The organism is Luteimonas yindakuii, from assembly GCF_004803715.2.
In the GTDB taxonomy this organism is placed as follows: domain Bacteria; phylum Pseudomonadota; class Gammaproteobacteria; order Xanthomonadales; family Xanthomonadaceae; genus Luteimonas; species Luteimonas yindakuii.
In genome coordinates this window covers 2,562,965-2,579,378 of the sequence record NZ_CP039383.2, presented here as the reverse complement: position 1 = coordinate 2,579,378, position 16,414 = coordinate 2,562,965, and the positions used below count along the sequence as shown (strand labels likewise).

General features: G+C 66.7%; 11 protein-coding genes and 2 pseudogenes. 1 reads left to right on the top strand and 12 read right to left on the bottom strand.

Annotation, left to right across the window (positions count from 1 at the left end; genetic code table 11):
- Positions 1–129: 129 nt before the first annotated feature.
- From coaE to xth, 5 genes and pseudogenes are all read right to left on the bottom strand, one after another.
- On the bottom strand, positions 130–744 hold the full coding sequence (coaE, locus tag E5843_RS11950) for a dephospho-CoA kinase (protein ID WP_136412754.1): 615 nt from the start codon (positions 742–744) through the stop codon (positions 130–132).
- Complete coding sequence (locus E5843_RS11945; protein WP_136412753.1) at positions 741–3,170, bottom strand: DUF3772 domain-containing protein; 2,430 nt, start codon at positions 3,168–3,170, stop codon at positions 741–743. The genes coaE and E5843_RS11945 overlap by 4 nt, the downstream gene beginning before the upstream one ends.
- A 395-nt stretch (positions 3,171–3,565) precedes the next feature.
- Positions 3,566–6,203: pseudogene (ligD, locus tag E5843_RS11940) on the bottom strand (DNA ligase D).
- Between the two features lie 15 nt (positions 6,204–6,218).
- Positions 6,219–6,395, bottom strand: a complete 177-nt coding sequence (locus E5843_RS11935; RefSeq protein ID WP_136412752.1) for a DUF3606 domain-containing protein — start codon at positions 6,393–6,395, stop codon at positions 6,219–6,221.
- Positions 6,396–6,468: 73 nt separating this feature from the next.
- The gene (gene xth, locus E5843_RS11930; protein ID WP_134674144.1) at positions 6,469–7,293 is read right to left on the bottom strand and encodes an exodeoxyribonuclease III; all 825 of its coding nucleotides are present in this window, start codon (positions 7,291–7,293) and stop codon (positions 6,469–6,471) included.
- Positions 7,294–7,448: 155 nt separating this feature from the next.
- Between xth and E5843_RS11925 the strand changes: the two genes are divergently transcribed.
- Positions 7,449–7,748: a hypothetical protein gene (locus tag E5843_RS11925; RefSeq protein WP_136412750.1), complete on the top strand. Its 300-nt coding sequence runs from the start codon at positions 7,449–7,451 to the stop codon at positions 7,746–7,748.
- Positions 7,749–7,922: 174 nt separating this feature from the next.
- On the opposite strand, the gene E5843_RS11920 is transcribed toward E5843_RS11925, so the two are convergent.
- The 7 genes and pseudogenes from E5843_RS11920 to E5843_RS11890 form a co-directional block, all read right to left on the bottom strand.
- Positions 7,923–8,789, bottom strand: a complete 867-nt coding sequence (locus E5843_RS11920) for a prepilin peptidase (RefSeq protein ID WP_136412749.1) — start codon at positions 8,787–8,789, stop codon at positions 7,923–7,925.
- Between the two features lie 37 nt (positions 8,790–8,826).
- Complete coding sequence (locus E5843_RS11915) at positions 8,827–10,098, bottom strand: type II secretion system F family protein (RefSeq protein ID WP_136412748.1); 1,272 nt, start codon at positions 10,096–10,098, stop codon at positions 8,827–8,829.
- 270 nt (positions 10,099–10,368) lie between these two features.
- Positions 10,369–12,089: pseudogene (pilB, locus tag E5843_RS11910) on the bottom strand (type IV-A pilus assembly ATPase PilB).
- Positions 12,090–12,455: 366 nt separating this feature from the next.
- Entirely contained in the window at positions 12,456–13,574 is a 1,119-nt protein-coding gene (locus E5843_RS11905; RefSeq protein ID WP_141066025.1) for a hypothetical protein, read from the bottom strand.
- A gap of 61 nt (positions 13,575–13,635) precedes the next feature.
- A complete protein-coding gene (locus E5843_RS11900) occupies positions 13,636–14,088 on the bottom strand; it encodes a pilin (protein ID WP_141066024.1) in 453 nt (150 codons plus the stop codon).
- 264 nt (positions 14,089–14,352) lie between these two features.
- Positions 14,353–14,568, bottom strand: a complete 216-nt coding sequence (locus E5843_RS11895; protein ID WP_141066023.1) for a hypothetical protein — start codon at positions 14,566–14,568, stop codon at positions 14,353–14,355.
- Between the two features lie 241 nt (positions 14,569–14,809).
- Positions 14,810–16,255 carry a sigma-54-dependent transcriptional regulator gene (locus E5843_RS11890; RefSeq protein WP_141066022.1) on the bottom strand — a complete coding sequence of 482 codons (1,446 nt, stop codon included), beginning with the start codon at positions 16,253–16,255 and terminating at the stop codon, positions 14,810–14,812.
- Positions 16,256–16,414: the final 159 nt, after the last annotated feature.

The following is a 16,414-nucleotide window of genomic DNA, read 5'->3' as shown; positions in this document are numbered from 1 at the left end:
ATGACTCCTGGTTGGGGGAGGCGGGGATGGCAGACCGTAGACACCGGCTCGTGAGCGTGGCGCATAGGCAGGCCGGTATCGGCCGCGAGCCCCGCCGCCGCCGGCCAGCGGCCCAACCAGCCGCCCTGTTCAGCCGCGCGCGCCGGCCAGTCGCCGGTACTGCGCGTCCAGCGCCGCGACATGTGCGTCGAGCGCCGCGAGCGGGCCGTCGTTGTAGATCACGTCGTCCGCCACCGCCAGCCGCGTGTCCCGATCGACCTGGGCCGCCAGCATGCGTTCGGCCAGCACGGCGTCGATGCCGTCGCGCCGTTGCAGGCGGGCCAGCTGCACCGCGCGTGGCACGTCCACCACCAGCACCCGGTCGATCCACGGGTAATGGCCGCGACCGCCCTCGGCCAGCAGCGGAATCGCCGCGATCGCGTAGGGGCCGGATGCCGCCGCGCAGGCCGCGCGCAGGCGGATGCGCACCTGCGGGTGGACGATGGCTTCCAGCCGACGGCGTGCGTCGTCGTCGGCAAACACGAGCTGGCGCATGCGCGCGCGGTCGAGGTTGCCATCGGCCTGCAACACCCCGGTACCGAACGTGGCGACCACGTCCGCCAGTCCCTCGCTGCCCAGCGCGACCGCTTCGCGGGCGGCGACGTCGGCGTCCGCCACGGCCACCCGGAGCGCGGCGAAGCGCCGTTCCACTTCGGTCTTGCCCGAGGCGACGCCGCCGGTCAGCCCAACCACGTAGGCGCTCATGCGCCGTCCTCCGCGGCGGGATCGTCCTGCACGAACAACCCGGCCTCGTCACGCAGCACGCGGATGCTCTGCGCCATCGGCGCCAGGCGGATGCCTTCCTCGCGCAACCGCCGCAGCAGGGTGAACAGCAGTTCGCTGCGCACGCCGCCGGCGCTGCGCGGGGAATCGGTGAAGCCCACCGCGGTGACGCTGATGCCGGTGGCGGCGATGCCGTCGAGCGTCTGCGAGGGCGCCGGGTCGTCGAGCACCGCGGGATGGGCGGCGAAGGTTTCCAGCAGGATGTCGCGCAGGCGGTCGACATCGGTATCCAGCGGCACCGGGAACTGCAGCAGCACCCGGCCCAGCGGGTTGGCCAGGGTCATGTTGCGCAGTGGTTTGGTGATGAGCTCCGAGTTCGGCACGATCACCGTGGAGCGGTCGGCCACGCGGATCTCGGTCGCGCGCACGCTGATGCGCTGCACATCACCCTCGAAGTCGCCCACCCGCACCCAGTCGCCGATCTTCACCGGCCGCTCCGCGAGCAGGATCAGCCCGGAGATGAAGTTCTGGGTGATCGCCTGCAGGCCGAAGCCGATGCCGACCGACAGTGCACCCACCACCAGGCCGATCTGCTGGATGCCGATGCCGAGCGCGGCCAGTCCCAGCGCCAGCACCACGGTGATGCCGAAGTAGCGCGCCACCGTGGCCACCGAATTGCGCGAGGCGGCGTCGAGGTCGGTGGCGGGCAGGTAGCGTTCCACCAGCCAGCCGTGCAGGGCCTGCACGGCCATCCAGCCGCCGCCGAAGATCAGCACCGCCCTGAGCACGCCGGACGGCGAGATCACCACCTCGCCAATGCGCAGCCCGGTGGCCGCGACCGCCACCAGCTCACGCCATCCGGAGAAACTGGTGCCCAGCGGTGCCAGCACCAGTGCGATCGCGATCAGCACCAGCAGCACGCGGCCGATCGCCGCCACGATCAGGCCGGCCTGGCGCAGCCGGTGCGGGCGGATCCCGGTGGCGCGCGCGGTGGCGGTCGCCACCCGGCCGTCGTCGCCGAACATCAACCCGCAGAGGTCGTCGATGCCGACCCAGGCCAGGTACAGGCCCATCGCCACCACGCCGACCCAGACCACCTCGCGGCCGATCAGCAGCGCCAGCTGGAAATAGCCCAGCGCCAATGCCACCACGAGCGCCAGCACCGCCAGCCGCACCAGCGTCAGCAGCACCCGCACCCAGGCGGCGACGGCCACGGTGTCGGTGCCGCCGCCCAGCGGCAGCTGCCGCCGCCGCACGCTGATCGCCAGCAGCGCATAGCTCAGCGCCACCGCGCCGGTCACCGTGGCGGCCAGCGCCGCATGCGGGTTGATCGCGACCATCACCCCTTCGACCAGCCGGTCGACGAACACCAGCCCGCCGGCCAGCCACGGATACGGCCGCAGCCCGCCGACGAGATCTTCCGACAGCGGCGGCAGGCGCCACTCGGGGGCGGCGCGCATCAGCAGGCTGTTGCCGAGGCTCGCCACCAGCGCGCCATACACGGCGGCGGCGACCAGCGCGTTGGCCAGCTGATCCATCACCGCGACCGGCGGATCGCCCCAGCGCAGCAGGTGCGACAGCAGCCACGCGGCCACGCCGATGCACAGCAGGCTCGACACCACCAGCCACCCCGCCAGCGCGGTGCGGCGCAAGCGGCTGTCGCCGGGGGTGTGGCGCAGCGCGAAGCGGCGACCGGCACGGCGCAACAGCCGCCGCACCGGCCACGCCAGCACGCCGGCCAGCAGCACGACACCGATCGCGACCGGCACGCCGAAGCGGGCGATGCCATCGCGGACGCTGCGCTCCAGCAGGCCCAGGAACGCCTCCACACGCTGGCGGTCGCTGGGGAAATCCGTGGCCACCGCATGCCACAGCCGCGGCGTGAGCGGAGAGCCGTGGCGCTGCGACAGTTGCTCGCCAAGCTGGCGACTCTGCGTGGAGGTGATCGCCTCGCGCACGTCGCGGATGTCGATGCCGAGCAGGCGGCCGCGCTTCACCGCGCCATCGAGCACCGACACGCGCGCGGCGAGTTCGGCGCGGCGTGCTCGGATCCCTGCATCCTCGCCGGCGGCATCCTCCGGCACCGGGCCGAGCTCGTCGAGCCGACCCTGCACGCCGGCCAGCTCCGCTTCCAGCGTGCGCACGGCGTCCTGCACGCGCACGTCCAGCGCCACTGCGGCGTCGCGCAGCTGCACGAAGCCGGCGGTGTCGCTGGTTTCGTCCAGACGCTCGCGCAGTGCCAGCAGCTCGTCGTCGGCGGTGTCCAGCGTTGCGGCTGCAGCCTCCGCCGCGGGGACGGGCGCCGTCGACTCCGCGGTGGACTGCGCAAGCGCCGGTGCCATCAGCAACAACCACAACAGCATCGTGGCGATGCGTGCCGGCAGCGATCGGCCCAGCGCCGGCGGCATGGAACGGGCAGAACTGCGGCGGAGCCGGGGCGCTGGGGTCATGCGGACGGTTCGGGGTGGTGTCGACGGTCATTGTCGCCGTCGTACGCGTGATGTCCACGCGTCAAGCTGCTCGTGCCCTCATCCGGCGCTGTGCGCCACCTGCACTCGCGCCATCCATGGCGCTCGCCCTCCGGGCGGCTTCGCCGTGCAACGCGGCACTCCTGCCGCGTTGTCTCCCGCTCGCGGGAGAAGGATTCAAAGCCAGCCCTCCGCCTTGCCTCCGTCGTCGTCCGCTTGGAGGGAAGGACGCGGCGCGGAGATGGCATTGCGAGGGTCGCTGCTCTTCACCCCTCCCCCGCCCGCGGGAGAGGGGCAGGGCTGAGGGCAACGCGACCGGCCCTGGCGGGCCAGCGCTATTCCACGTCGGACCAGCGCGACAGGTCCTGGGTGATGCGGTCGATATCGGCCCACGGGTGCTTGCGCCGGCGCCGCAGCAGGGCGGGCACCTCGTGGATGGTGAACGCATCGGCGCGCTTGAGTTTCGACAGCTCGCTCCACGCCAGTGGCAGCGCCACCGGCGCGCCGGGCCGACCGCGCAGCGAATACGAAGCGACCGCGGTCGCGCCGCGGCCGTTGCGCAGGTAGTCGACGAAGATGCGCTTGTTGCGCAGGCTCTTGGTGGCGGTGGCGAGGAACCGGTCCGGCTGCGCGCGTGCCAGTGCATCGGCGAAGCCGTGTGCGAAGCGCTTGGTCAGGTCCCAGTGGCAGCCTGGGTTGAGCGGCACCACCACGTGCAGGCCCTTGCCGCCGGAGACACGCAGGAACGATTCGAGTTCCAGTTGCTCGAGCAGCTTGCGGATGTCGACCGCGGCCTTCCTGACCTCGGCGAACGGCACGTCCGGCCCGGGGTCGAGATCGAACACCACGCGATCGGCGATATCGGGTTCGGCTGCATGCGAGCCCCAGGGGTGGAACTCGATCGCGTTGAACTGCACCAGCTCCATCAACGCGGCCTCATCCTCCACCACGAGGTAATGGGCGTTGACACCGCTGTCCTCCTTGAGCCGCACCGACGCCACCAGCTCGAGCCCCGCGGTGTGATGCTTCTGGAAGAAACAGGGCCGCTCCACGCCGCTGGGGCAGCGGATAATCGACAACGGCCTGCCGGCGATCTCCGGCAGCAGATGGTCGACCACGGCGGAGTAGTAGTCCCACACATCCTTCTTGGTGGCACCGATATCGGGGAATATCACCTTGGTCGGGCTGGACAATCGCGGCGGTGTGCGCACGGCCGCCGACGCCTGGTCCGCAGTGGCAACGGCCTTCGACGCCGCCGCCCTCTTCGCCGGCTTTTCACCAGTCTTCGTGGCCGCCTTCGTTGCCGCTTTACCCACGGTGGCCTTCGCCACGGTCTTCGCCGCCTTCGTCGACCTGCCTGTGCCGGCACCGGGCCCGCGATCGGAATCGACAAGATCGTCGACCGACTTGTCCCAGCGCACCGCCTTCAGCGACGGCTGCCGCAGCAGCTCCTGCCGGCCGATGCCGCGGTAGAACACCTCCACCACGAAGCACGGTTCGAACCAGGTCGCGGTGCGCAGGTCGGTATCGGTGGTGCCCACATGCACGGTGGGTTTGCGCACGCCGCCCTTGCCGAGTTTCGCGGTGACCTCGCGCATCAGCGTGTCGTTTGAAACCGCTGCCGACACGGCCCGCGTACAGCCAGCCATGTTCGGCATCCGGCTTCGCCAGCAGCAGCGAGCCGAAGCCGGTGCGGCTGCCCCTGGGTGCCGTGTAGCCGACCACCGCGAACTCGTCGCTCGCCAGCAGCTTGGTCTTGCGCCAGTCGTCGCTGCGACCGCCGTGGTAGGGGCGATCCACGCGCTTGGAGATGATGCCCTCGAAATGAGTGTCGCCGGCCAGCTTGAACGCCGCGTCGCCATCGCCCTCGATATGCGAGCTGTAGGCCAGGTGCGGCGGGCCGCCGTCCAGCACGTCCTGCAGCAGCGCCTTGCGCGTGATCAGCGGGGCGGCGGTGACGTCCACGCCGTCGAGATGCAGCAGGTCGAATAGCGCGAACGCCAGCGCGCCCTGGCGTTCGCCGGACAGCGTGGACTGCAGCAGGTTGAAGTCCTCCTTGGTGCCCTTGCCGGCGATGAGTTCACCGTCCAGCGCGCCGGACTTCAGACCCAGGGCGGCGATGGCATCGCGGATCTCGGGAATCCTGTCGGTCCACTCCAGCGCATTGCGCGACCACAGCCGCACCTCGCCGCCGGCAATCGTGGCGAGGATGCGGTAGCCATCCCATTTGAGTTCGTGCAGCCACTGTTCGCCCTTGGGTGGGGACTCCCCGAGCTTGGCCAGCTGTGGCTGGAACGGCCCGGTTGGCGCCTCGGCGCGCCTGGCACCTTCCAGTGCCAATGCCTTCCTTGCCCAGTCCTTGCGACGTTTGCGCGCCGGTGCCGGCGCCGTGGCGAGCTTCTTCTTGACCGCCTTGCCGCTGCCGGCGCGCTTGAGATCTGCGGCGGGCGGCGCGGCCACGTCGGCCAGCAGGTCATCGGCTTCGAGCGTGCCGGCGTACGCATCCTTGTCCTTGAACAGCAGCCATTGCGGCTGCCGGGCCGGCTTGCCCGAGCGCACCAGGTGCCAGCCGCCCTTGAGCTTGTCGCCGAAGAGTTCGAAGCGCAGATGGCCCTTGGCCAGTTGCGCCTCCGGGTCGCCGGTCGTCGCCCACACACCGTGGTCGAAGCGTGCGACGTGGCCGCCACCGTACTGGCCCTTGGGGATCTCGCCCTCGAAGCCGGCGTAGTCGACCGGATGGTCCTCGACTTCCACCGCCATCCGCTTGACGTCCGGGTCGTAGCTCGGGCCTTTCGGCACCGCCCAGCTCTTCAGGGCATCGCCGACCTGCAGGCGGAAGTCGTAATGGCGGCGGCTGGCGTGGTGCAGTTGCACCACGAAGATCGCGCGCTTGCCCTTGGGTACGGGCTTGCCGGGTTCGGGCTCGCGGGTCTTGTCGAAGCTCCGCTTACGGCGGTAGTCGGCCAGGCTCATGCCGGCGCGGTGGCCTTACTGGCCGAGATGGCGGCGCACCGCATCGGCGGTGGGGCCTGCCGCATCGACGGCTTCCTGCAGCTGTTCGCGGCTCACGCCGAGCGCCTTGGTCCAGTACTGGACCTCGTAGTCCTCGCTCATGTTGATGCGGTCGCGGTCCGGGCTTCCGGTCTGCTTCTTGTCGTCGGCCATGGGATGTCTCCGGGTGAGGGTGGCCACACCGTGCGACGGCCTCCGTGGTGCCGCCGTGAACCGGGCGTGCCGCTCAGTCGGCCTTTGCGCGCTTGCGTGGCGCGGCGGGCGCGGTCACCTCGATCCAGGTCGGCGCGTGGTCGCTGGGCTTTTCCAGCGCGCGCACCCAGCGGTCGACGCCGGCCGCTCTGAGGCGTTTGGCCAGTGGCGGGTTGAGCAGCAGATGGTCGATGCGCAGGCCGCGATCACGCTGGAAGTGCTGGCGGAAATAGTCCCAGAACGTGTAGATGGTTTCGTCCGGATGCAGCTTGCGCAGCGCGTCCGTCCAACCCTGCGCCAGCAGCCGCTCGAATGCCTCGCGCACTTCCGGCTGCAGCAGCGCGTCCTTGCGCCAGGACTTGGGGTCGTAGACGTCGGCGTCGGTGGGGATGACGTTGAAGTCACCGATCAGCGCCACCGGGTGCGGCAGGTCGACCAGCCCGCGCGTGTGCGTGATCAGGCGTTCCATCCACGCGAGCTTGTAGTCGAACTTCGGCCCCGGCTGCGGGTTGCCGTTGGGCAGGTACAGGCAGGCGACGACGATGCCGTGCACCGCGGCCTCCAGATAGCGGCTCTGGGTGTCCTCGCCGTCGCCGGGCAGGCCGCGGCGGCTCTCCACCGGCACGCTGCCGCGCGCCAGCAGCGCCACGCCATTCCAGGAACGCTGGCCCTGCCAGATCGCGCCATAGCCCGCCTCTTCGAGTGCGCCGACCGGAAAGGCCTCGTCGAGCGCCTTCAGCTCCTGCAGGGCGACGATGTCGGGCTGCTCGCGCTCCAGCCACGCCAGCAGGTGCGGCAGGCGGGTGCCGATGCCGTTGACGTTGAAGGTCGCGAGCCTGAGCGTCTTGCGGGCGGGCATTGGGGGTCTCCGGTAGGCGCGGGGGCAGGGCCGCCATGCGCCGTGGAGGCCCAAGCTAGGTACGCGGCCATGCGGGCCGGGTGAATAGTGGATTTCTTGTCGCCGTCGTGACGAGCGCAGTCCTAGCGTCGCGCCACAGGCAGAAGGAGCACTCCGTGGCAGACGAAGCATCCATCAACCAGGACGCGCCGATGACGCCCATGCACGTGCGCGCAGTCCACGCGGGCACGCTTTCCTGCGAGATCGACGAACGCCTGCGTTGCCTGGAAAGCCGCCTCGCCGATGCCCGGGAGCGTTATCGCGTCGATGACGACTTCTGGAACTGGTTCCACCGCGAGCTGCGACCGATCGAAGCCCAGCCCATGAACGCCGCGGAACGCGCCGCTTTCCAGCTGCGCGTCACGCTGATGATCGCCGAGCACCCGTCCACCGACGCGCCGCAACAGGCGGCGTAGTAGCGGCGTTCCCAGGTGGTTGAGGTGGCGACCCTTTCCGGCTCTTTCGGACCCTTCTCCCGCACGCGGGAGACAACGCGGCAGGAGCGCCGCGTTGCACGGCGAAGCCGCCCGTAGGGCGAGCGCCATGGATGGCGCGAGTGCAGGTGGCGCGAAGCGCCGGATGAGGGCTCTTCAGGCCCCCAGCCCCGCGTAGCGCATATATGCGCCTATCAACTGGTCGCCCCACATGAAGACGATCCAGCCGGCAATTGCCAGATAGGGCCCGAACGGAATCGGCGTCGCGCGGTCGCGACCCTGCGACGCCAGCCAGATCGAGCCGATGATCGCACCGGCCACCGCCGACAGCAGGATGATCGGCAGGATGCCCATCAATCCACACCACGCGCCCAGCGCCGCCAGCAGCTTGAAGTCGCCGTGGCCCATGCCTTCCTTGCCGGTGAGCTGCTTGAACACCCACCACACCGACCACAGGCTCACATATCCCGCGATCGCGCCCAGCAGCGCGGGCTTCGCCGGCATGTAGAGGTTGTCGGCAGCGGCAATCAACCCCAGCCACATCAATGGCAGCGTCAACTGGTCCGGCAGCAATTGCGTGCGCAGGTCGATGCCCGACAGCGCGACGAGGAAACAGGTCAGCACGATCGCGCCGAAGCCCTGCCAGCCGAAGCCGAAGTTCCACACGCAGGCCAGCACCAGCAGCATCGTCAGCAGCTCGACCAGCGGGTACTGGATCGAGATCGGCGCCTTGCACGAGCGGCACTTGCCGCGCAGCGCCAGCCAGCTGAAGACCGGGATGTTCTCGTACCAGCTCAGCTGGTGGCCGCAGTGCGGGCAGTGCGAACGCTCCACCACGATGCCGGGCGGCGGCGGATCGTAGATTTCCGGCGCCTCCAGCACCTCGCGCGCGTCGCGCTTCCACTCCCATTCCAGCCGCCGCGGAAGCCGCAGGATCACCACATTCAGGAAGCTGCCGAGCATGAGCCCGAGCGCAGCCGCAGCCGGATACCCCAGTTCGGGGTGCTGATCGAGAAATGCCATGCGCGGGATTCTAGAGGAGCTGACTAGCGGCTGCGGATCAGACCACGGCCGCCAGCTTGAAGATCGGCAGGTACATGCCGATGACCATGCCGCCGACGACCACGCCGATGAAGATCATGATCATCGGCTCGATCAGGCTCGACAGCGCATCGACCGCGTTGTTGACTTCTTCCTCGTAGAAGTCCGCCACCTTGAACAGCATGGTGTCGAGCGCACCCGCCTCCTCGCCGATCGCGGTCATCTGCACCACCATGTGCGGAAACAGGTTGACCTGCTTCATCGCCAGGTTCATCGGGTAGCCGACGGAGACGTCGTCGCGGATCAGCCAGGTGGCCTTCTCGTAGACGGTGCTGCCGGTGGCGCCGGCCACGGACTCCAGCGCTTCCACCAGCGGCACGCCGGCCTTGAAGGTCGTCGCCAGCGTGCGGCTGAAACGCGCGATCGCCGAGTTGTGCAGGATCTGGCCGATCACCGGGATCTTCAGCATCCAGCGGTCGACGGTGTGCTGCAACGCGGTCGACCGCTTGTAGGAATAGACAAAGCTGACAATCGCGGCGACCACGATCGCCAAAATCATCCACCAGTACGCCACCATGAAGCGGCTGGCGGCCACGATCATCTGGGTAAACGCCGGCAATTCCGCGCCGAAGTTGGCGAACACCGATTCGAACTGCGGCACCACGAAGATCAGCAGGATCGCGCTGACGATTAGGGCCACGGCGATGACCGTCGCCGGATAGAACAGCGCCTTCTTGATCTTGCCCTTGAGGGTTTCGATGTTCTCCTTGTAGGTGGCAATGCTGTCCAGGACCGTTTCCAGTACACCGGCGGACTCGCCCACCTTGACCAGGTTGCGCGTCAGTTCGTCGAACTGCACCGGGTACTTGCCCAGCGCTTCGGCGAACGGCGTGCCGTTCTCGAGGTCCACCCGGATGGCGTTGATCATGTCGGCCATCTTCGGGTTCTTGTGCCCGCTGCCGATGATTTCCAGGGCCTGCACGATCGGCACGCCGGACTTGATCATCGTAGCGATCTGGCGGCTGAAGACCGCGATGTCCTTCGGCGTGATGTTCTTGCCGGCGCCGCCGAACAGCGGCTTCTTCTTCGGCTTGACCACCCCGGGGCTGATGCCCTGCCTGCGCAGTTCCGCCTTCAGCAGGCTGGCATTGCGCGCTGCCTGCTCGCCCTTCATCTTCTTGCCGCGCTTGTCGGTGCCCTCCCAGACAAACGTCTCCAGGGTCACGCCCTGGCGGCCGGGTGACACAGGCTTGCGGGCCGCGGACTTGGCGGCGGATCGCGTCACGGACATCGGTTCATCCCCTTGACCGGCCTCCCCGGGCCGGGTAACGCCTGCATGGTAGCGCGTCGCGGCCCCGTGCGGAATTTCCCACTGTGACGCCCAGCAGCTTTTGCATCACTGTGGGCCATTCCCGCGCTTTACCCCTCTTCCGCAAGGCGGGGTGAGACGGCACGTCGGCGAGCCACTGGCTCACGTGCCGACGAACGCCAGAGCGGTAACGCGAGGGCCGGGGGCGCGGAGCGTAGTGTCCCGCAGGGGTGTGGCGAGGGCGCTCCTTGCTCAATCCTTCGTCACCCGATTGATCTCCGCCAGGCTGGTCACCCCCTGCTTCACCTTCCACAGCGCCGACTGCCGCAGATCCCGCACCCCGGAACGCCGCGACGCTTCGGCGATCTCCAACGCGTTCCCGCCCGCCAGCACGATCTCCTGGATCTGTTCGCTCATCGGCATCACCTGATAGATGCCGGTCCGGCCCTTGTAGCCGTTGGTGCAGTCGTCGCAGCCCACGGCATCGAACAGCTTGAGCCCGGCATGCACTTCGTCCGCCGTGAATCCCTCCGCCAGCAACGCGTTCTCCGGCAGGTCCAACGGCTTCTTGCACTTGTCGCACAGCCGCCGTGCCAGGCGCTGCGCAATCACCAGCGTTACCGAAGAGGTGATGTTGTACGGCGCGATGCCCATGTTCATCAGGCGCGCAATCGTTTGCGGGGCGTCGTTGGTGTGCAGCGTCGACAGCACCATATGACCGGTCTGCGCCGCCTTGACCGCGATCTCCGCGGTTTCCAGGTCACGGATTTCGCCGACCATGATGATGTCCGGATCCTGTCGCAGGAACGAACGCAGTGCGGCGGCAAAGGTCATGCCACGCTTGACGTTCTGCTGCACCTGGTTCACGCCCGGCAGGCGGATTTCCACCGGATCCTCGACGGTCGAGATGTTGCGCTGCTCGTCGTTGAGAATGCCCAGCGCTGTGTACAGCGACACGGTTTTGCCCGAACCCGTGGGGCCAGTCACCAGCACCATGCCGTACGGCTTGTGGACGGCATCCATGAACAGTTTCTGCTGATCGGCCTCATAGCCCAGCTTCTCGATGCCGAGCTTCGCCGCGCTGCCATCGAGGATACGCAGCACCACCTTTTCGCCAAACAGCGTCGGCAAGGTGCTGACGCGGAAGTCGATCTGCTTGGTCTTGGACAGGTTGAGCTTGATGCGTCCATCCTGTGGAACACGCTTCTCGGCGATGTCCAGCTGCGCCATTACCTTCAGGCGCGCGGTGATGCGGCCATTGAGTTTGACTGGCATTTTGGCGGCCTGTTTCAGGATGCCGTCGATGCGCAAGCGCACCCGGTAGTCGTCCTCATAAGGCTCGAAATGGATGTCGGAGGCGCCCTTGCGGATGGCATCCACCAGCACTTTGTTGACAAACTTGACAATCGGCGTGTCGTCCTTGCCGTCAGCGACGGTGTCGGGGCGCCCGTCCTCGTCGCCGCCCACGTCCAGGCTTTCGAGTCCTTCCGCATCTTCGAGCGCGTCGCCGAAAGCTGTCGTTGGCCTCAAGCCACAGGTCGACGGTGCGCCGTAGCACCTCCTCGTCGACCAGGATCGGTTCCACCACCAGGTTGGTGTGGAACTTGATCTCGTCCAGGGCCCGGGTATCCGTCGGGTCCGCAGTGCCCACGAACAACTTGGCACCACGCTTGAACAGCGGCAGCACGCAGTGCTTGCGCAACAGCTCGTCCTTGACCAGCTTCACCGCGCTTTCCCGGGCTCATCGCACCGGGGTCGAACAGCGGCATGCCAAACTCGATCGAGTTTGCTGCGGCCAATTGGGCGCCGGTGATCCTGCGGTGCTCGCGCAGCCAAGTGCTGACGTGCTTGCGCTCGGCGGAAGCCTTGTCTAACGCTTCGCGTGCAGTGCTTTCGTCCAGCGCTCCATCCATCACCAGGCGGCGCGCGATGCCGGTGATGCCGACAAGGTTGGTGGTTGCGACTGCGCTCATACACGTATTCCAGTCAGAGTATCGCGACTCTAGCGCAAAGACTTGGCGGAGTCAGGGACGTTGACTAATGTAAAGACTGCGTTGTGGCATGTCAGGTGCTTCCCGGGGGACTCCGTAGGGAGGGAGTTAGCGTTTCCAAAAAAGCCCAAATCTGTTTCGCCATTGAAACGGCCATGACGCAAGTCTCGTTTTTGTAGATGATGGGTGCTCTAGGATCTGTTGCGCAACCCGCACGACGAGCGGTGTTCGCACATTTTCTCACCCCCAGATCGCGCGGGTCGACCTGCGCGGTGAGGTGACCGCGGTAGGCGCGCCCACCTGCACGTCGGCCTCCTCCCAGATCCACCGGTATGACTTGAGCATAATCTAGCTGAATAGGTGTTTTGCCACGTCCGGATTGCCTTTGCGCCACATCACGGTGTCAAGTAGGTAATGGTGAATGTTGATGAATACCCATACTAGGAAAAAGAACAGGCTTGGGCCAAACAAGTCGCGGTTATATGGCACCACTGCGTTTAGCCAGCTGGGCAAAACCCAGAAGCCTGCATATCCCAGGATGCTCCCTCCCACGATAAATCCAAACATGCGAACGCCATATCCAAGATCACTGCCAAGTACCGTAACCCGAGAAGCTCTCGACTTGTTCCACTGAAAGCGCCAAACAACGGCGAGATACTGAAGTGAATGAAAGAGCGGGACCCAAAGGATGACAATGGGGTCTCGGATCAGCAGCCAAGCGTAAATAGTCGTGAAATACGCTATCAGCCCGTTCCAGGCGATAGGGTGCTTGCTGCGTAGAAGTAATTGACCGATGGTGATCGCGGTAAAGCCCGCGGCGGCGCCTGCGGCTATGACGACCTCAATGGGTACTGGAATCGCAAAGTATTCGATGCCGAAGTAAGCCTTAGTGGATTTCCCAATAAGATAATTTATGAGAAGCCACGAGAGAATCCAGGTAGCATATGCATTGGCGAGAAGCCATCGCTTTTCATGCTCTGTATAGAAGGCGCGCTTAAGCACGGCATCAACCATGGCCATGCCATATCCCTGCTTAACATAGTGCCAGCCGACAAGAAAAAACATCGCATTCGCAGCAAGCCCGAGCATTCGTGGGGCAGCGAAGATTACTGTCCAAGCCAGATATCCCCCGATGACCATCGGCGCCACGAAGCCAACAAATAGATACTGGCGACGTAAGTCAGAAGGATATTGGTCAGAGCGCAACTTCGTTCTTATCCCGCTATAAAAGATCTGGTAAGAGTGCGCGAAGTGCGGGTGGTTGATCAGGTTGGCCAATGCGAGTGTTGCGCCTAGAGACAATGTCTGGGCACTCTCGTCGCCACCGAGGAATAGGCGGAGTAGCAATAGCGCGATTAACGATCCACCCCCGAGCAATAGAAGATCTATGGTGGGACCAAATAGATATCGTTGGCGAAGGCGCGAGGTAGTTCGATCACCGATGTCGGGAATGTGGGTCGCGGACATTGGTCTTCCTCTCAAAAAAAACCCCGGCGCAAGGCCGGGGTCGGATAGCAGGGTTGCGTAATTACGGGCCTGCGGGAGCTGCGGAGGAGCTACGGCAGGACGCAGGCACGTGCTTCGCCTCGCCCGTGCTGTGGGTGCAGACCCAGGTAATCGGCGCGTTGAGATCGGCCTGGGTGGGCGTGAAGACGAGGGTGGGCTCAACCGTCGCGCCCGTGGCCCGCGTCACAACCGTGATCACACCGTTCGCTACCGTCACCGAAGCAACGTTCGTCGTCTGCTGCGACGTGATGCCGGCGAGCGCATTATCCGTAACGGCCGTCGCAAGGATGCCCCTTGACTGAGCGGTCTCAGCAACCGCGAGCTTTGCCGGTGCTGCCGCAACGATGCCTTCACTGACCTTAGCGCGGATGGTGTAGTCCTGATAAGCCGGCAGCGCGATAGCGGCCAAGATGGCGATGATCGCGACGACGATCATCAGTTCGATCAGCGTGAAGCCCTTCTGCATCTTCTTCATGTGTATCCCCTAGGAGTGATTTGAACTCACGTGCCGGTGGTCGGCGGGTGCCGGGTCCGTTGGCAGCCGTGCGACGTCCCGCACGTGCCTCATGATCTACGCAACAGGCGTGCCAACCCTGTGGGGGATTCCCCGAGCGGCAGGTTTTGCCGGGTGGGGTCACAGATCGGGATGTTAGAAGAGGGTCCGGATGACCCGTTGCGTCACATTTCTGGTTGGAAGTGACGCTGAGGGTTCGGCCAGGGGTGTGCGAGCCGGGCGTGCTCAGGCCGATACGGCATTCCAGTAGAGGTAGCCGATGCCGAAGGTCTGCACCAGGAGCCAGATCCACGCGGCGATGGCGTACTGGAAGCGTCTGTCCAACGGCAGGTCGTCGCGGCTGGCGGCGAGGATGCCGGCCCACGCGATGACGAAGGAGATTGAAAGGGTGAGCAGGCCGCCGCGGGGTTGGAGCAGGCTGTAGCGCGGCTCCACCTGCATCAGTGCGAGATAGCCGCGGATGTGGCGAGGGTGACCAGGGCGGCGGCGGGTTTCATGGCTGGCTGGCGCTGCGCGCCACCCTCTCTTGGGCCGAAGAAAAGTTTTCACAAGCGCCCTCATCCGCCCCTTTGGGGCACCTTCTCCCGCGTGGGGGAGAAGGGTGGGCGCCAGGCCCTCGGTGCGGGAGTTGCGCGCGGAAGAACCCCTCGGAGCAATAGGCCCGGCTCAACCGATCTTGGGATCAATCAATCCCCAATTTCTTCAGCTTGTACCGCAGCGCCCGGAAGGTGATGCCCAGCGCCGCCGCGGTCTTGGTCTTGTTGTAGCGGTTTTCCTGCAGGGCCTGCTGGATGGCAGCGCGTTCGATTTCCTCGATGTACGAGGGCAGCGCGGTGGAAGCGGTGTCGTAGGGGCTGAGGGTGCGCGGGTCGGGCGTGGATGCCGCGTGCATGCCGCCGGGTGACTGGCCGGGTGCGGTGTCACCGCGGTTCGCGGCGCCGAGGGCGAGGTGGGCGCCGGGACGCTGGCCGCGGGGCAGGTGCAGGTCGTCGGGCTGGATGAGGTCGCCCTCGGCCAGTGCCAGGGCGCGTTCGAGGATGTTCTCCAGTTCGCGCACGTTGCCGGGGAAGGGGTACTCCTCCAGCGCCGCGAGCGCGGCGGGGGCCAGTACAGGGGTGGGGCGGCGCATGGCCTGGGCGAGGCGTTGCAGGATGCCGGTGGACAACAGCTTGAGGTCGCCGGTGCGTTCGCGCAGCGGCGGCACGTGCAGGCCGATGACATTGATGCGGTAGTAGAGGTCGTGGCGGAAGCTGCCGAGGTCGACCAGCTGGGCGAGGTCCTTGTGGGTGGCCGAAAGGATGCGCACGTCCACCGGCACCTCGATCGAGGCGCCGACCGGGCGGATGGTCTTTTCCTGGATCGCGCGCAGCAGCTTGACCTGCATCGACAGTGGCAGCTCGGCCACCTCGTCGAGGAACAGGGTGCCGCCGTCGGCGGTCTGGAACAGGCCGGGCTTGTCTGCGTGGGCGCCGGTGAAGCTGCCCTTCCTGTGGCCGAAGAATTCGCTTTCCATCAGCTCGTTGGGGATGGCGCCGCAGTTGACCGGCACGAACGGGCCCGCCGCCCGTGCGCTCTGCCCGTGGATGGTGCGGGCAACCAGCTCCTTGCCGGTGCCGGATTCGCCACTGATATGCACCGGCGCCTGGCTGCGCGCGACCTTGGCCACCGTGCGGCGCAGGTCGACCATGGCGTCGGATTCGCCGAACAGGCGCCCGGCGGGTTCCTCGCTGGCCGAAGGGGCGGGGCGCGTGTTGAGGTCCAGCGCCTGGCGCACCAGCCCGCGCAGCATGTGGATGTCGACCGGCTTGCTGACGAAATCGAACGCGCCCGCCTTCAGCGCTTCCACCGCGGCCTCGACGTTGCCGTAGGCAGTGATCACCGCGACCGGGGTGCGCGGGAAGCGGGTGGTGATCTCGGCCACCAGCTCGAGGCCGGAGCCGTCCGGCAGGCGCATGTCTGTCAGGCACAGCTCGTAGCTGCCGCTACCCAGCAGTTCGCGGGCGGCGGTGAGGGTGGGCGCGGTATCGGTGCGCAGGCCCATCCGCCCCAGCGTCAGCACCAGCAGCTCGCGGATGTCGTGTTCGTCGTCGACGATCAGTACGGAGCGTTGTTCGCTGGTCGTGGTCACCGGGGATCCTCGTTGGGGTTGCTTGGCCGCGATCCATGCGGTGGGGGGGTGGGGTTGGCAGGGCCGTGACGCGCATTGGCCGCGTGGGCGGGGCGCAAGGGGGGTTGCGTCCCGAGTCGCTTCCGCCGGCAGAAAAGTGTGAATGCGGGCTCGCCTGCA